This window comes from Bacillus cereus ATCC 14579, assembly GCF_000007825.1.
Taxonomy (GTDB): Bacteria; Bacillota; Bacilli; order Bacillales; family Bacillaceae_G; genus Bacillus_A; species Bacillus_A cereus.
The window spans coordinates 4,566,417-4,583,121 of record NC_004722.1; the positions used below are offsets into that span (position 1 = coordinate 4,566,417).

Consider the following 16,705-nt stretch of genomic DNA (forward strand, 5'->3'; position numbering starts at 1 on the left):
TTATTCACATGTTATTTCTCCATATAAAAAAGACCCTCCTCACGAAAAGGAAGGTCTCAAATGTATTTCTATTATGATAAAGCAGGAGCTTTTTCAAGAAGCTCTTTTGCATCAGCGTATTGTAAGCCGTGAGCTTCCGCAACTGCTTCGAATGTTACATAACCATCTAATGTGTTAATACCTTTTAATAATGCAGTGTTGCCTAAGCAAGCTTCTTTGTAGCCCTTGTTAGCAATTTGTACTGCATATGGTACTGTTACGTTTGTTAACGCAAGAGTTGACGTACGTGGAACTGCACCTGGCATATTAGCAACTGCATAATGAACAACGCCATGTTTTTCGTAAGTTGGGTTGTCATGAGTTGTAATACGATCAGTTGTTTCAAAAATACCACCTTGGTCAATCGCGATATCTACAACGACAGAACCTGGTTCCATTGATTGAATCATTTCTTCAGTTACAAGTTTTGGCGCTTTTGCACCCGGAATTAATACTGCTCCAATAACAAGGTCAGATTCTTTAACAGCTTCTGCAATGTTGTATGGATTAGACATTAATGTTTTTACTTGGTTACCGAAAATATCATCTAATTGACGAAGACGTTCTGCACTTAAGTCAATGATTGTTACATCTGCACCTAAACCTACTGCAATCTTAGCTGCGTTTGTACCAGCTTGACCACCGCCGATGATTGTTACTTTGCCGCGTTTTACCCCTGGAACGCCTGCAAGTAAAATACCTTTACCGCCTTTGTTTTTCTCAAGGAATTGTGCACCGATTTGTGCAGACATACGACCAGCCACTTCACTCATAGGTGCAAGTAATGGTAAAGAACGATTGTCTAATTGTACTGTTTCGTATGCGATTGATGCAACTTTGTTATCGATTAATGCTTTCGTTAATTGTGGTTCTGGAGCTAAGTGTAAGTATGTGAATAAGATTAAGCCTTCACGGAAATAGCCGTATTCACTTGCTACTGGCTCTTTTACCTTCATAACCATATCTTGATTCCATGCTTCTTCAGCAGTTTCTACAAGTTTCGCACCAGCTTGTACGTATTCTTCATCTGTAAAGCCAGATCCTAAACCTGCTCCTTTTTGAACAAAAACTTCGTGACCATTTTGTACTAAATGTACTGCTCCCGCTGGCGTCATTGCCACACGGTTTTCATTGTTTTTAATTTCTGTTGGAATACCGATACGCATGATTAGTTCCCCCTTGAGTTATGAAATGACCCCTGAATCATTTTTTAAAGCGCTTTCTACGCTCTTATATTTTAACATAATATCTCAATATTTGACAAAAAAATAACACGAGTTTTCCGATAGATTTAATTTTATATTAAAGGACAGTATTATCCGCACCTCTCAGCACAATGGATAAACTGTCCAATTATTCGAAACTTCATCTTATTTTATTCTATCGATGTCTATGAATAACATCCACTGCACCAGTCACTTCAATAATTGTACCGGTAATCATATCGGAATCGTCCTCACATAAAAACGAAATGGTTCTTGCAATATCTTCACCTGTTCCAGATCTACCAATCGGTGTGTTATGCTCTTTCAGCTGACGTGCTTCTTGAATAGTTGCCTCTTTCATATCGCCAATAATATCACCAGGACATACCATGTTCGCAGTGATACCATACTCCGCTTCTTCATAAGCAACTGTTTTCGTTAATGAAACAAGTCCTACTTTCGCTGCGGCAAAAGCTGAACGATAAATCCATCCCGGTGCACTATCCGCCCCTTGAAATCCGTAATTAATAATACGGCCAAAGTTCTGTTTTCTCATGACCGGAACGACAAGTTTTAATAAATGAAATACCGCTGTTAAATTTCCCTGAATCATTTCATTCCATTCATCTTCTTCATAATCAACTAACTTTTTTCGTTCAAATACATATGGACCAGCATTATTAATTAAAAAGTCAATTTTGCCAAAACGGCTCATCGCTTCTTCTACTATTTTATGTAAATCTTCCTTTTTCGTGACATCCGCTTGCACGAATTGTAGACGCTCTTCCACATCTTTATATGTTTCTTTCATCGTTTCCATAGCCGTGATATCGCTATGGTACGTTACTGTTACTGAATAGCCTTTAGCCAATAACTTTTCTGTTACTTGCTTTCCTAAACCTTTCGTACCGGCTGTAATGAGCGCATGTCTCACAAAACTGCCCCCTTTTAAATTGCTATACTTCATATGTAACAAGTTCTCGCTCCAATTACAACTAAAATGAATTGAAACAGAGTTTTCAAAATTCTGTAACGTTTCTGGCAAGCGCGTTACCAAAATTTGTTTTATAATTAAGTTGTAAACAGTTATAAAACAGATTGGGAGGAATTTACTATGAATAATACATATACAAATATTTTAATCGCAGTGGATGGTTCTAAAGAAGCAGAAAAAGCCTTTAAAAAAGCAATTCAAGTCGCAAAGCGCAACAATGCAACATTAACAATTGCTCATATCGTTGATGTAAAAGCATACTCAGCAGTAGAAGCTTATAGCCGTGCAATTGCGGAACGTGCAAATCTATTTGCAGAAGACCTATTAGAAGACTACAAAAAAACTGCGCTTGAAGCTGGTCTTGAAAAAATTGAAACTGTATTAGAATTCGGTAATCCTAAATCAAAAATTTCAAAAGAAATCGCTCCAAACCATAAAGTAGATTTAATTATGTGTGGTGCGACTGGTTTAAATGCTGTTGAGCGTTTCCTAATTGGTAGCGTCTCTGAACATATTATTCGCTATGCGAAATGCGATGTCCTTGTTGTTCGTGGTGATGAAGAGCAAGGTGAGCTTTAATTTATAGATAAAACACCAAGTCCACATAGGCTTGGTGTTTTTCATTTTATAAACTTCACTATAAACAAAAGACATGCTACGACAACAACGGTAATTGCCAACACATAAGGCGGAAGAAACTTCAAAGACCATAATGCCATCATAATCGTCGCAACCGTTAAGTACGTTCGCCTTGCACCTTCTGTCATTTTTTTACGAAATAAGAAAACATACAAATAACCAATTGGCGGCGTAATAAAGCAAAGAACGTATATGATTTTTGATTTTAAATACCACTTTTGTTCTCCAAGTTTCTTTATATCCCCTTCTATTCTCTTATGCTCTTGTTCTTTCTCTTCTTCTACAAGCGGATTTTCCTCTTCTCCTCGCTTTTCTTTCATATAAGGAAGAAAGTGCATAAAAAAATAGTATGCGAATACGAATGCTCCAAATCCAATATTTACTCTTTCTAATGGAATATGTTCACTAAAAAAAGCAGCAGTAAGCACTAAAGACAAACAGTATGTCATCATCCAAAAGGAACGTTTTCTCTTTTTCCGTTCCCTTTCTTTTTTGCCTTGTATATCTTTTCTTTTCGAAAGCCATATAGAAATAAAGCAATCTACTACAAATAGAGCAAAAATAAATATCGCAACGTGTACTGTTTCTAAATCCTCAAATGAAAAGATATTTGGGAATGCAACATGTAATACAATGAATGTGTACAAAATTAGCCCTATAAAATAAATACGTCTCATTTTCCATCCCTTTCTTATTTCCTAACATTACGTTAACATACATTTTTTAGAAATAGACGGACAAAATATATATGTGTAAAAAAGGAGGATGCTATATGGATGATTCTGAACGCATTATTTTAGATGTGAACGGCAAAGAAATTGAAATGCTAGATACGATTCGCACTCATTTTAAAGAGAAGCACGGCGTTGAACTAAGTAATGGTGCATTACTTCGTGATTTGATGGATATTGAGTATATTCGAATTACGGAAGATCGACATAAGTATGATTAAAAGAAAACGACTGCAGGCGAATGCCATCAGTCGTTTTCTTTCTTTATTTAAGCTCTTGATGTTTCCCGCCCATACCACCAGACTCATTGCTATCTTGGTGTACAGTTAGTTTATTTATTTTCGCATCTTTTAAAACTCTATATGTATATGATTCATTTGGTTCATCTTTAAACTGTACATTCATACCATAAGAATCCATTTTGCTATAAAAGGCCGGTTTTATATATAAAATATCACTTTCTTTATATCCTTTATCTTGTAAATGCCACATCGTTGCGATAACCGCTTCTTCTCGCTTTTCTTTTTCACCAACATACATATATTTGTCCAAAAGAAACACTTTAGCATTTGCAATTAAGCTAATTAACAGTACAATGATCAACACTATTTTTTTCATAGACTTCCCTTAAATTGTTATTTTTTACCACATTGTAACTTAAATGCTAGTAAAAAATAAAGTACGCCAGACTTTACTAGACTGGCGTACTTCCCAACTCAATTCTTAATAACTTCTTTCGTTAACCCCTTCGCCTTCTCCAAAGCGTTTTTGATTTGTTCAAACCCAGTCCCGCCAGCACTGTTACGACGCTTTACAGCTGCATATGGTGACAGCACTTCATACAAATCTTCTTCAAATAAGGAGCTCATTTCTTTATATGTTTCAAGAGAGACATCTAATAAATAAATTCCTTTTTGTGTGCAATATAGCACTAACTTTCCAACAATTTCATGAGCTTGACGGAATGGTAGTCCTTTGTTCGCTAAATAGTCAGCAATTTCTGTTGCGTTGGAGAAATCTTGCGTCACAGCTTGCCCCATTTTTTCTTTGTTTACAGTCATCGTTTCAAGCATGCCCGTCATAATATGAAGGCATCCTTCTACTGTTTTAACTGTATCAAACATTCCTTCTTTATCTTCTTGTAAGTCTTTATTGTAAGCGAGCGGTAATCCTTTCATTACTGTGAGTAAACTGAATAAATTACCGTATACTCTGCCTGTTTTACCACGGATTAGTTCCGCCATATCCGGGTTTTTCTTTTGCGGCATAATGCTGCTTCCCGTTGCATATTGATCGCTCATTTCAATAAATTGAAACTCTTGGCTACTCCATAAAATAAGTTCTTCGCAAAAGCGTGATAAGTGCATCATAAGCATAGAGGAGTTACTTAGGAACTCCAGTATGAAATCACGATCGCTTACTGCATCTAAACTATTTTCATAGATTCCATTAAATCCAAGAAGCTCCGCACTATACTCTCGGTCAATGGGGAATGTCGTTCCAGCTAACGCTCCTGCTCCTAATGGCGAAATGTTAATACGTTTTAACGAATCTTCATAACGATTCACATCACGCTCTAACATCCAAAAGTAAGCGAGAATATGATGAGCAAATGAAATCGGCTGGGCACGCTGCAAGTGCGTATAGCCCGGCATAATGGTTTCAATATTATTTTCTGCTTGTTGAACAAGAACAGTTTGCAATTGCTTTGTAGCTTTTATAATATGTTCTACCTTTTCTTTTAAATACAAATGCATATCTGTCGCTACTTGATCATTACGACTTCGGCCAGTGTGAAGTTTTCCTCCTACTTCGCCAATTTGTTCAATTAACATTTTTTCGATGTTTAAATGAATATCTTCTGCTTCTACTGAAAATTGTAGCTTATTCTCTTTTGCTTCTTTCAATAAATATTGAAGACCTATCTTTATTTTCTCTGCTTCTTCTTGCGTAACGATGCCTTGCTTTGCTAGCATCGTTACGTGTGCCATACTCCCATTTATATCTTGATTTACTAATTGTTGATCGAAGGAGATGGATGCTCCGAACTCTTCAACCCATGCTTCCGCTTCTTCTGTAAAACGTCCGCCCCAAAGTTTGCTCACGCTTCCACCTTCTTTTGATTCACTTGGCTGTATACTTTCGTCGGTAAACCGAATAATGAAATGAATCCAACTGCTGCATCATGATTAAATTCATCTTGAGCAGTATATGTTGCTAATTTTTCATCGTATAAAGAGTATTCAGATTTACGTCCTTCTACAATCGCATGACCTTTAAATAATTTCACACGCACTGTACCTGTTACATTCTTTTGCGTTTCTTGTAAAAATGCATGAAGCGCTTGTTTTAAAGGCGAGAACCATAAACCATTATAAATAAGTTCTGTTATTTTCTGTTCAATCACTGGTTTAAAATGTGCTACTTCTTTTACGTGTGTTAAATCTTCCAACTCTTTATGCGCAGTGATTAACGTCATTGCTGCTGGGCATTCGTATACTTCACGAGATTTAATACCGACAAGACGATTTTCTACGTGATCAATACGTCCAACGCCGTGTTTTCCAGCAAGCGCATTTAACGTTTTAATTAATTCTGCAAGTGAATATGCAGTGCCATTTAAAGTAGTCGGTACGCCTGCTTCAAATCCGATTTCTACAAACTCTGGTTTATTCGGTGTATCTTCTAATGCCAATGTCATCTCATATGCATCTTCTGGCGGCGCTGCCCATGGATCTTCTAAAATTCCACATTCGTTGCTGCGTCCCCATAAGTTTTGATCGATTGAAAACGGGCTATCTAAATTAATCGGAATTGGTACATCGTTTTCTTTTGCATAGGCAATTTCTTCTTCACGTGACCACTTCCATTCACGTACAGGTGCAATCACTTCTAAGTAAGGATTTAATGCTTGAATAGAAACTTCAAAACGAACTTGATCATTTCCTTTCCCTGTACATCCGTGTGCAACTGCAGTTGCGCCTTCTTGTTCTGCGATTTCTACTAATTTCTTCGCAATAAGCGGACGAGATAATGCAGAGACAAGAGGGTATTTCCCTTCGTATAATGTGTGTGCTTGCATCGCCATCAATGCATATTCGTTTGCAAATTCTTCTTGAACATCAATCATATATGATTTAATTGCACCTACTGAAAGTGCCTTTTCTTTTACAAATGCTAAGTCTTTACCTTCCCCTAAGTCTAAACAAAGCGCGATAATATCATAATTCTTCTCTTGTAACCATTTAATTGCAACGGAAGTATCAAGACCTCCGGAATATGCTAATACAACTTTTTTCTTCTCCATTTTGCATCCCCCTAAAGAATAAATATTCATTTTCTTTTATAATAATTCACACTTTACCACCTTTCACAAAATGTATCAAGAGTCATTTTCAAATTTTTTCAAACAATTTCGTCGAACTTCTTTCTGTTTTTATGTACAATATAAGCAGGAAAACGGGGGTGAACTTATGGAAAAGTATTTCTTATACGATGAACATCTAGGAATTGAAATTCCACATTTACAAGAAGACTGGGAAGAAATCCCCGAAAAAATGCAACATGCTATTTTACTAAAATGGGAACAAGTTCGCGGGAAAATTCCTGATCGTATAAAAGAACTTGAGCACTATATTAATACAAAACAACATTATTTAAATAACGAAGAAGACTTCGAAGTTTCTTGTAAACTAAATTCAGAAATTGCCGATCTTGCTTCCATCATTAATGACCTTTGGCTTTGGTATCGACTCACTCAAAATGTATCTGAGGGGAAAGCACACCAATGAAAAAAGCATGCCCCTCAATAACTTTGGGTCATGCTTTTTTTGTCATAACATGATTTACAATATATTTCTTGTGCTGTTTTCGCCAAACATACATCGAATGGACCAACTAATATACTTCTTTCTTTCGGCAACTTTACAAAAGCAACAAGCTCTTCTTCATATTGAATTTTTTTCTGACATGAAATGCATATTAATTCTTTTCTTTTGAACATGTCTTTTAGCATACCTTCACTCTCCCCTTCATCTATCTATATTAATATACTCTCATAATAGTTAAGACTTGTAAAAAAATGACACATTCTGAATCGAATGATTCATATACTATGTACAAAAGGAGGTTTAAAAATTATGCGTGCTTTCGTTATTATCACTTTAACTTTTTTAAGTGTGATTAGTTGGGATGCGTTTTTTAAAGATAAAAGTGATGAAAAGAACACAACGGAATAAAACCCTTTTTTCTTACTTATTGGACAAACCGTTATAAACTGTCCAATCCTCCGAAATAACTTAGGCTTTTCTACAAAAATATTTAAACATAACATTTTTTGTAGATTCCCTCCGTTTATTGTCGGTTTCCATCCGCATACATTTTTTAAAAGTATGATATAATAGTATAAATCTTGAAGGAAGGGATTTTGATATCATGATCGCTCGAAGGAGCATGTGGCATCGTATTGACGAATCATACACGTAGCGTATTTTTTAGCTCAGATACTTTAGTCTAGCGAAAAAAATACGAGAGTGGGGAAATTATGATTGCCCGAAGGATAATTTGGCAAAAAAAAGACTCTTCTTACACATAGCGTTTTGTTTAGGACTTAATTGTTACTAACTAAACAAAACAAAGAAGAGCAGGATTGCTAAATGACGAATCCTACTCCACGTTTTGTTTAGTCGTTTTAAGACTTAAACTAAAACGAAGGTAGGGAGAATTGATGGACGAGAGGATTATTCGTTATTTCTTCAGCGACATATAGCGTAGTTAGTTTTTTCGTAAACTAACTGAAAGCTACATGTGAGCTCGTAGTTAGTTTACAACACAAAAAGGACTACTAACTACGGAAAGAAGGAATAACGATGAGGAACATCCAAAGTCGGCAAATTATTAAAGAAATTTTTATGGTTTTAATCGGTTCATTTATTTTAGCAGCAGCGCTATATCACATTCACTTCCAAAACCACTTAACAGAAGGTGGATTTGTAGGAATTGCACTATTCATTCAAAACTTTTATGATATTTCACCATCTATTTCAACTGTATTAATGGATATCCCAATTATTTTACTGTGCGCTTCATTTTTAGGTAGAAAAATGGTTGGTTATTCATTCCTAGGTTCAATTTCATTCGGAGTATTTTATTCCTTTATGGAAAATTATTCTCCATTTACGGTAGATTTATCAAATAACTTATTTATAGCTGCAGTAGTTGGCGGTGCGTTAGCTGGTATTGGACTCGGTTTTATATTACGATTTGGCGGTGCAACCGGTGGAGACGATATTTTAACAATTGTATTAAGTAAACGAACTCGTTTTACAATTGGGCAAATTTTCTTCGTCTTTGACGCGATTGTTCTTGCGCTTTCATTATATTATTTAAATTGGACAGAAATTGCTTTTACTATTCTTTCGATTGCCGTACAGGCAAAAACATTGGATTTAATTTATTATCCAAAAACAGAAAAAACAGCAGAAAAGCAGCCAGTATCTGTTCCAATGTCCAAAAAACATGCAACAAATTAAAAAAGCGAAAGGCTTCGGCCTCTCGCTTTTTTTATGCTCTTTTTTCTTTCTCGACTATATGGCGCACTTGATAAAATCTATTTGCAAATTCAGTAACGTTTCTTGTTAAACGATAATTCACTGTAGATCCAATTGCCATTCCAATTACCGGTATACCTTGGAATAATTTACGACGAAGAGCATAAATCGAAAATGTCTTCAAAATTTGTTTTAACACAACCTCAGTAGAAGCTGTTTGTAGCACTGCTTCGTCTCCTTCGTAAAAGAACGAATCTTCTTGCTCCAGCTCTTGCAATAAATTGTACCAGGCATATTGCTGAAGTCTTCCTGGTAGTAATGACGCATGAAACACCTTTAACGCAAGCATCATTTCATACGGCTTGTTCACATCATGTCCAAATGATGTTGCAATAAGTTGGACTGCCTTCACATTTAACGCGATCATAACCGGAAAATCCGCCGTTAATAATAATAAACCTCCAGCACCTGTTGCCCCACCTTGTACAAATGAATATAGACGATGACGTGCTGTTTGCTGCTCTGCTATGTATGTTAATTGATCAATAGATAATGCTTTCAAATCTTCAAGCTGTTCAATCGATTCATCAAATAACCTTGATGTTCCTAAAATCCGATTACGTGCATCTAACTGTGCTTGTGAACTTTGAATAAATGCATGCAAATGAAAGAGCCATCCATCTGCTTTCGTGAAGAATTCTTTTCGCTTTTTCTCAGGTAATTTCGCAACTGTAGCATGTAACCATTTATCAAACACTTTTTGAAAATCGGTCGCTTCTTGCTCAACTAATTGCGCTTCCCATTCTTTTATATTGTCTAAAATGGCTTGTTCTCGCTTCGATCGCATCGTAACAACCACCTCGTTCGATTTTTTTCTATTGTAACATATTTCTGCTTATTCTTTGCAAATATGCTTGTCTATCTTTATTCACATACCATTTTTGAATGGCATAAAATATTAACAAAAAGGATGAGATAAATCACATGAATCTATCCGATATAAAAAAAGAATATAATGCGGTATTCAGCTTAGGACAAAACTGCTGGCCCGCTTGGGCATTATATCAATTAGAATTATCACCATTTTTTGGCGTTATTGATTTTATGCTAAGTCCCTCATTAGAAAAAGTGAATGTATTATTACAAAATCGATTTGACCGCTTTTTAAATTTCGAAAATTTATCCTTCATCTCATTTTGGGATGATGATGCAAAATTAAGATTAAGGGACAACCTTTATGAAATTGACTCCTGTCATGACTTTAAAACAGATGTAAACACACCAACTTCTTGGCCTTCTTATACAGAAATTAAGTTAAACTATGAACATCGTATTAATCGTTTTCTAGCTACAATTGAAACGGCAGAATCCATATTATTTATTCGAACTGGAGGAACATATGAAGAAGCATGTTCCCTGGAACAAATTTTATCTCAAATCGTTACACATACATTCTCTGTCCTGTTACTAATTCCTGCCGATATACCAACTATCACCCAAGAAGATTGGGGATTACAACGTATTTGCGTTATGAAATGTCCTATTATGGATGTATACCAATACAATGAAGCATTTTGGAAAGACTTATTTGATGGAATTACAGTTAGACCGCACACTTAAATACACGATACTTTTATCACACCATACATTATAATCGTCCTTATACAAAACAAATAAGGAGTGATTCTATATGTATCCACGTGCAAAAGCTTTCGGTCTTGCTGTACATCAAGATCGCCTTCTCGTACAAGAATATTATACAGAAGGTGAAATATATTATCGTCCTCTTGGCGGTTCAATTGAACTTGGCGAAAAATCAGCACATACTGTTATTCGGGAGTTTAAAGAAGAGCTTCATACGGAGATAGAAATCACCAATTATTTAGGGTGTTTAGAAAATGTCTTTCATCTCGATGGAGACATTGGTCATGAAATCATTCAACTATATTCTTTGCGTTTATTAGACACGTCACTATATGAAATGAAAATATTAAATATACAAGATGAAGAAACAGTAGCGTATGCGAAATGGATTCCTATTACGGCATTCATTCAGAAAGAAAAAATATTATATCCAGATGGAGTTTTAAAATACATCCAAAAGAAAAAAGACGAAATCCTATAGGATCTCGTCTTTCTTTTCATATATTAACCAATATCTCCAAGACGTAGTACGTCACGAGCAATCATAACTTCTTCGTCAGTTGGAATTACGATAATTTTTACTGGAGAGTGTGGGAAGCTGATGAATGCTTCTTCACCGAATACGTTATTACGTTTTGCATCGAAGTATACGCCCATGTACTCAAGGCCTTCTAATACACGCTCACGAATAATCGCACTGTTTTCACCTACACCAGCTGTGAAGATGATTGCGTCTACACCTTTCATACGAGCAGTGTAAGAACCGATGTATTTGTGGATACGGCTTACGAATACATCAAGTGCTACTTTCGCACGGTGGTCGCCTTCTTCTTCTTTCGCAATGATGTCACGTAGGTCACTAGAGTAACCAGTAAGACCTAACATACCACTCTTCTTGTTTAATACGTTAACTACTTCTTCTACTGTTTGGCCTGTTTTTTCCATGATGTATGGAATTAACGCAGGGTCAAGGTTACCAGAACGTGTACCCATTGTTACACCAGCAAGTGGTGTGAAGCCCATAGAAGTATCGATAGATTTACCGCCTTCTACTGCTGCGATACTTGCACCGTTACCTAAGTGACAAGAAAGTAAGCTTAAGCTTTCAATTGGACGACCTAATAATTCAGCCGCACGCTCAGTTACATATTTATGAGAAGTTCCGTGGAAACCGTATTTACGGATGCCGAATTTTTCATAGTACTCATATGGTAAGCTGTATAGGAATGCAGATTCCGGCATTGTTTGGTGGAATGCTGTATCGAATACTGCTACTGCTGGTACGTTTGGTAATACTTCTTGGAATGCTTTAATACCAACAACGTTTGCTGGGTTATGAAGTGGTGCTAAATCGCTTAATTCTTCGATATCAGCTAATACTTCATCAGTAATTAAAACAGAGTCAGCAAATTTTTCGCCGCCGTGAACAACACGGTGACCGATACCACCAATCTCATCTAGAGATTTAACGATTCCGTTTTCAGTTAACTTTTTAAGAAGCATATTAACTGCTACTGCGTGATCTGGAATGTTTGTAATTTCTTTTTGTTTTTCGCCATCTACAGTAATAGTGAAGATACTATCTTCTAAACCGATACGTTCTACTAAACCTTTTGTTAATACTGTTTCACTTGGCATTTCAAATAATTGGAATTTTAAGGAAGAGCTTCCTGCGTTAATCGCGATGATTTTTGACATCTAGTCTTTCGCCCCTTTTTCTCTTGGTAGTTGTGTGGATGTTTCCACAAACCGCTCGATTTTATCTGATCAAATTCACCAAATATGAAAACGTTTCATCATTAGCAAATTTTATACTCACGATTTTAATTTAAACATCGTCCGACATATATTTCAAGTGAAAAAATTGTAACACCAAGAAAAAATATATATTACAGATTTCAAAAAAATTCAGTTAAATCTTGTATATATTTAAAAATATGACATATTATATAAAACTGTACTACATGAATCACTAATGCTGTTACATATACCCAGCTTTATTTATGTGTTGCAAACCAAGCATTTAATTGATCCATAATGTCTTCCATCGCCTTCATGTTAGAGAATTTAGGCAACTCCACTAATAACGCCTGTTTTGGCATTGTTACATTAGCGCCTTTCTTTTGGAGAACAAATATACTTTTTGCATTTTTCTCGTTTTTAAACATGGAAACAGGAAGCTGTAATAACCCTTGAATAAAGCATGTTTCTTTAATAAATGCATGTAATTTTGGTGCCTGGTCACTTTCAAAAATGAAGTTTGGTACTAAGAAGAATAAGTAACCGCCCTCTTTCGTATGTTTCACACTTTGTTCAATAAATAAGTGATGGGCATACGACATTCCTTCATCTGCTTTTAATTTATATTCACTTGCACCGATTTCGTTTGGATAATAACCAACCGGTAAATCTGAAACGACTGCATCAACTGGATCGATATAAAGTGGTGCTAGTCCATCTTGATGGAAGAATTCGATTGCATGCTTTTGTAAATTTGCATTTACTAAAGCAAGTTTAATTAGCACTTCATCCACTTCTACACCAAATCCACTCATTGTTAGTCCTTCTTTGGCGCTATTAAACACTGTAGTCATTAAATTACCTGTTCCAATTGCAGGATCTAAAACTGTGATCTCGTTTTGACCTTGCATAAATTTATGGAATAAGTAACTCATGAACATTCCAACTGCATCAGGCGTCATTTCATGATTCGCTTGTACGCCTTCTTTCATTCCTTTTAAGATGGCTAACTGAAATGCTTTACGAATTTCTTCACCTTTATATGTTTCTTCATTAAACGTACTATATTCACGATTCAGCCTTTCAATTGCTGATTCGGATAATTCCTCTTGTAAAATCGCTCCCTCAAACAAGTTATCACCTGTTTCTACAAGCGCCTCTAAATATGTTACATCTAATTCTTTACGTAAAACTACCGCAGAAGAATCAAAAATAGAAAATAATGTTTCTACTGTCTGACTCACGTACATTCCTCCTTCTCTCTTTTACACATAACTTATATCATACCACAAAGTGATTTTTTCCAAAAAGAAAAAGCGACCTCCTGTAAAGAGCTCCCCTTTAGTTATATATGATATAACGTTTTTTCTCATATATCGATGCCGTTACAGAGCAATATATGAGAAAAAACGACCTCCTTATAAGAGGTCATTTTCTTCACATTACTTCGCAGATTTAGCTGCTTCTAATGCTGCTTCATAGTTTGGATGGCTTGTACCTTCGCTTACGTATTCTACGTAAACTACTTTGTCATTGCTATCTACTACGAATACTGCACGAGCAAGTAAACGAAGTTCTTTCATTACTAAGCCGTAAGCTTCACCGAATGAAAGGTCGCGGTGGTCAGAAAGTGTTACAACATTTTCTAAACCGTTTGCTGCACACCAGCGTTTTTGAGCGAATGGTAAATCAGCGCTAATTGTTAATACTTTCGCGTTTTCAATACCTGCTGCATCTTGGTTAAAACGACGTGTTTGTGCATCACACACACCTGTGTCGATTGAAGGTACAACACTAATTAATTTCACTTCGCCTTTGTATGTTTCTAAACTTACTGGAGATAAGTCGTTTGCTAATACTTGGAAGTTTGGCGCTTGATCGCCAACTTTAACTTCTGTTCCAACTAAAGTCATTGGATTACCTTTAAAAGTTACGTTTGCCACTTGAAAATCCTCCCTTATTTAAACAAAATATGTACAATGTAAATGATAGTTTGTCCCTATCGATAATGCAAATAAAATCGCTTTATTTACAAAAAAATTAAAGAAGCTAACCTATTGATTAGCTTCTTTATTCGTTAAATTTGAAATTCAGGATCATCTTCTTTTCGTTTATCCATCATTTCTTTCACTTTATCAACAGCTTGTGGCGCTAATTCAATTATCTTATCGATGACGTGTGTTTGTTTATCTAAGTGCAATACTTTCACACCATCTCCATTTATAACAAGAAAGGCAACAGGATTAATAGAAACTCCTCCACCACTTCCCCCGCCAAATGGATGACGGCCTGAATGTTCTACTTTACCAAATTCACTTCCACCAGCAGCAAATCCGAAACTTACTTTCGAAACTGTAAGAATTACGCTTCCATCTGCCGCTTTAATTGGGTCACCAACAATTGTATTTACATCAGTCATTTGTTTTAAATGCTGCATTGCTGTTGTCATTAAACCTTGAATTGGATGGTCCATTCTATATCCCCCCTATGCTTGAACAGATTTTTCTGTCATACCAGATCTTTGTCTTCTCATAAATACGAGTAATTTGACGCCAGTTTTTATAGCGCGGAATATACGAAAAGATGCTGTTAACTCGCATCTTGATGCAAATCCTTTCCCTTGAAAAACTGGGGTAATTTCAAATTCTGGTACGTCGACAATATGCATATATTGTCCGACAACTCCAGCAGCCATACCTTTTGTCCCCCATGCATATCCAGTGACAATTCCAGTACTAGCTGCATCGCCTGCTCCAATTTGTGTATGCCATTTCCAACCATTGATTTTCACTCGTTTGAGAAAATCTTTAACAATAGTATGAACTTCTTGAAGCTTTTTTATCAGTTCACCAATGCTGTCAAGTTGCGCCATAATTTTATTATCGAGTCCGCCGTCCTCTTCAGCTTTTTCGATTTTCTGTCCTGTCTTTTTCTGCTGTTTTTCAATTCTTTCCAACACATCAAATGTATATCGAATCATCCATATTTTCACTTGAAGCAAACATTGCTTTTCCATTTCTGAATATAAAAATGTCACCTTAAGCTTTATTTTCGACAATAGTATAAACAAAATAAAAAGAAGAAGAATTATTATTCCAATTACGAGCCACTTCATACGTATCATCCTTTCACTCCGTACCCATTATCGACAAGTTTATTCATCGTTAAACAGAGTTTTATAAGATTGAATATAAAAATTTTTCTAAAAATAAAAAGGTATTTTGACAATTTATATCGAAATATATTATTTGAACATATCATCAGGGAACGGACTCTAATGATATGTAGCACGAAAAACAGAAAATTTAACTGCAGTGGAGGGATACATAATGGCAGATCGTCGCAATTTATTTTTCTTTTATGGTGATGACAAAGCAACGCTCGTTGAAAAAATGAAACCAATCTATCGTATTTTAGAAGAGAATGGATTTACCATATTAGATCATCCAAAAAATGCAAACGCTATCGTCAGTGTTGGAGATGATGCAACCTTCTTACAAGCCGTTCGTAAAACTGGTTTTAGAGAAGATTGCTTATACGCAGGGATTTCTACGAAAGATGAAATTTCTTTCTACTGCGATTTCCATATTGATCACGTTGATACAGCCCTTCAAGAAATTACAAAAAATGAAATTGAAGTGCGAAAATATCCAACAATTCAGGTAGATGTAGATGGCAGTACATCTTTCCATTGTTTAAATGAGTTCTCATTACGTTCTAGCATTATTAAAACATTCGTTGTAGATGTTCATGTTGATGATTTATATTTCGAAACATTTAGAGGGGACGGTTTAGTAGTTTCTACCCCAACAGGAAGTACTGCTTACAATAAATCATTGCATGGTGCAGTTGTTGACCCGCTTATCCCATGTTTCCAAGTAAGCGAACTAGCATCTTTAAACAACAACACTTACCGTACGCTCGGTTCACCTTTCATTTTAAATCACGAACGTACATTAACTTTAAAACTAAGACCAGACGGTAACGATTATCCTGTTATCGGCATGGATAACGAAGCGCTTAGCATTAAACAAGTGGAAAAAGCTGTTGTACGCTTAAGCGATAAACAAATTAAAACAGTTAAATTAAAAAACAACTCTTTCTGGGAAAAAGTACAGAGAACGTTTTTATAAGATTAAAATAACCGCAGAATTATGGAATTCC

Annotated in this window: 20 protein-coding genes; 7 read left to right on the plus strand and 13 right to left on the minus strand. The window is 35.8% G+C overall.

Annotated features, from left to right (window positions below; genetic code table 11):
- Window positions 1–71: 71 nt before the first annotated feature.
- A complete protein-coding gene (gene ald / locus BC_RS23075) occupies window positions 72–1,205 on the minus strand; it encodes an alanine dehydrogenase (RefSeq protein WP_001219410.1) in 1,134 nt (377 codons plus the stop codon).
- Between the two features lie 214 nt (window positions 1,206–1,419).
- Window positions 1,420–2,211 (minus strand): SDR family oxidoreductase, encoded by a 792-nt coding sequence (locus tag BC_RS23080; protein ID WP_002024902.1) that lies wholly within the window; start codon window positions 2,209–2,211, stop codon window positions 1,420–1,422.
- A 147-nt stretch (window positions 2,212–2,358) separates the two neighbouring features.
- Here BC_RS23080 and BC_RS23085 point away from each other — a divergent pair, with 147 nt between their 5' ends.
- Window positions 2,359–2,817: a universal stress protein gene (locus tag BC_RS23085; RefSeq protein WP_001066673.1), complete on the plus strand. Its 459-nt coding sequence runs from the start codon at window positions 2,359–2,361 to the stop codon at window positions 2,815–2,817.
- Between the two features lie 41 nt (window positions 2,818–2,858).
- Here BC_RS23085 and BC_RS23090 read toward each other — a convergent pair whose 3' ends face one another.
- Window positions 2,859–3,554, minus strand: coding sequence for a hypothetical protein (locus BC_RS23090; RefSeq protein ID WP_001252880.1), 696 nt, complete (start codon window positions 3,552–3,554; stop codon window positions 2,859–2,861).
- A gap of 95 nt (window positions 3,555–3,649) precedes the next feature.
- Between BC_RS23090 and BC_RS23095 the strand changes: the two genes are divergently transcribed.
- The gene (locus BC_RS23095) at window positions 3,650–3,829 is read left to right on the plus strand and encodes a hypothetical protein (RefSeq protein ID WP_000342760.1); all 180 of its coding nucleotides are present in this window, start codon (window positions 3,650–3,652) and stop codon (window positions 3,827–3,829) included.
- A 43-nt stretch (window positions 3,830–3,872) separates the two neighbouring features.
- Here the strand turns inward: BC_RS23095 and BC_RS23100 are convergent, their stop codons facing one another.
- The 3 genes from BC_RS23100 to BC_RS23110 all read right to left on the minus strand — a co-directional run bounded on the left by BC_RS23100 (window position 3,873) and on the right by BC_RS23110 (window position 6,915).
- Window positions 3,873–4,226: a DUF3139 domain-containing protein gene (locus BC_RS23100; RefSeq protein ID WP_000725030.1), complete on the minus strand. Its 354-nt coding sequence runs from the start codon at window positions 4,224–4,226 to the stop codon at window positions 3,873–3,875.
- A gap of 98 nt (window positions 4,227–4,324) precedes the next feature.
- Window positions 4,325–5,713, minus strand: a complete 1,389-nt coding sequence (gene argH, locus BC_RS23105; RefSeq protein ID WP_000041296.1) for an argininosuccinate lyase — start codon at window positions 5,711–5,713, stop codon at window positions 4,325–4,327.
- Window positions 5,710–6,915, minus strand: a complete 1,206-nt coding sequence (locus tag BC_RS23110) for an argininosuccinate synthase (protein WP_000412315.1) — start codon at window positions 6,913–6,915, stop codon at window positions 5,710–5,712. Before BC_RS23110 ends, argH begins: the two co-directional genes overlap by 4 nt.
- Before the next feature lie 166 nt (window positions 6,916–7,081).
- Between BC_RS23110 and BC_RS23115 the strand changes: the two genes are divergently transcribed.
- Window positions 7,082–7,399: a hypothetical protein gene (locus tag BC_RS23115; protein WP_000417218.1), complete on the plus strand. Its 318-nt coding sequence runs from the start codon at window positions 7,082–7,084 to the stop codon at window positions 7,397–7,399.
- A 14-nt stretch (window positions 7,400–7,413) separates the two neighbouring features.
- Here BC_RS23115 and BC_RS23120 read toward each other — a convergent pair whose 3' ends face one another.
- Window positions 7,414–7,623 carry a hypothetical protein gene (locus tag BC_RS23120; RefSeq protein ID WP_000910274.1) on the minus strand — a complete coding sequence of 70 codons (210 nt, stop codon included), beginning with the start codon at window positions 7,621–7,623 and terminating at the stop codon, window positions 7,414–7,416.
- Between the two features lie 853 nt (window positions 7,624–8,476).
- Between BC_RS23120 and BC_RS23125 the strand changes: the two genes are divergently transcribed.
- A complete protein-coding gene (locus BC_RS23125) occupies window positions 8,477–9,139 on the plus strand; it encodes a YitT family protein (protein WP_001244515.1) in 663 nt (220 codons plus the stop codon).
- Window positions 9,140–9,170: 31 nt separating this feature from the next.
- Here BC_RS23125 and BC_RS23130 read toward each other — a convergent pair whose 3' ends face one another.
- Entirely contained in the window at window positions 9,171–10,004 is an 834-nt protein-coding gene (locus BC_RS23130) for an EcsC family protein (RefSeq protein WP_001256850.1), read from the minus strand.
- Between the two features lie 137 nt (window positions 10,005–10,141).
- Here BC_RS23130 and BC_RS23135 point away from each other — a divergent pair, with 137 nt between their 5' ends.
- Complete coding sequence (locus tag BC_RS23135; RefSeq protein WP_001053729.1) at window positions 10,142–10,777, plus strand: DUF1796 family putative cysteine peptidase; 636 nt, start codon at window positions 10,142–10,144, stop codon at window positions 10,775–10,777.
- A gap of 70 nt (window positions 10,778–10,847) precedes the next feature.
- Complete coding sequence (locus tag BC_RS23140; RefSeq protein WP_000283500.1) at window positions 10,848–11,282, plus strand: NUDIX hydrolase; 435 nt, start codon at window positions 10,848–10,850, stop codon at window positions 11,280–11,282.
- 23 nt (window positions 11,283–11,305) lie between these two features.
- Here the strand turns inward: BC_RS23140 and ackA are convergent, their stop codons facing one another.
- The 5 genes from ackA to BC_RS23165 all read right to left on the minus strand — a co-directional run bounded on the left by ackA (window position 11,306) and on the right by BC_RS23165 (window position 15,665).
- Window positions 11,306–12,499, minus strand: a complete 1,194-nt coding sequence (ackA, locus tag BC_RS23145) for an acetate kinase (protein WP_000034575.1) — start codon at window positions 12,497–12,499, stop codon at window positions 11,306–11,308.
- A gap of 299 nt (window positions 12,500–12,798) precedes the next feature.
- Entirely contained in the window at window positions 12,799–13,785 is a 987-nt protein-coding gene (locus BC_RS23150) for a class I SAM-dependent methyltransferase (RefSeq protein WP_000084366.1), read from the minus strand.
- Between the two features lie 198 nt (window positions 13,786–13,983).
- On the minus strand, window positions 13,984–14,484 hold the full coding sequence (gene tpx, locus BC_RS23155) for a thiol peroxidase (RefSeq protein WP_000024529.1): 501 nt from the start codon (window positions 14,482–14,484) through the stop codon (window positions 13,984–13,986).
- Between the two features lie 134 nt (window positions 14,485–14,618).
- Window positions 14,619–15,014: a GerW family sporulation protein gene (gene ytfJ, locus BC_RS23160; RefSeq protein WP_000350003.1), complete on the minus strand. Its 396-nt coding sequence runs from the start codon at window positions 15,012–15,014 to the stop codon at window positions 14,619–14,621.
- A 12-nt stretch (window positions 15,015–15,026) separates the two neighbouring features.
- Window positions 15,027–15,665 (minus strand): DUF2953 domain-containing protein, encoded by a 639-nt coding sequence (locus BC_RS23165; protein WP_002164419.1) that lies wholly within the window; start codon window positions 15,663–15,665, stop codon window positions 15,027–15,029.
- Between the two features lie 205 nt (window positions 15,666–15,870).
- Between BC_RS23165 and BC_RS23170 the strand changes: the two genes are divergently transcribed.
- Window positions 15,871–16,674: an NAD kinase gene (locus BC_RS23170; RefSeq protein ID WP_000785177.1), complete on the plus strand. Its 804-nt coding sequence runs from the start codon at window positions 15,871–15,873 to the stop codon at window positions 16,672–16,674.
- Window positions 16,675–16,705 lie beyond the last annotated feature (31 nt).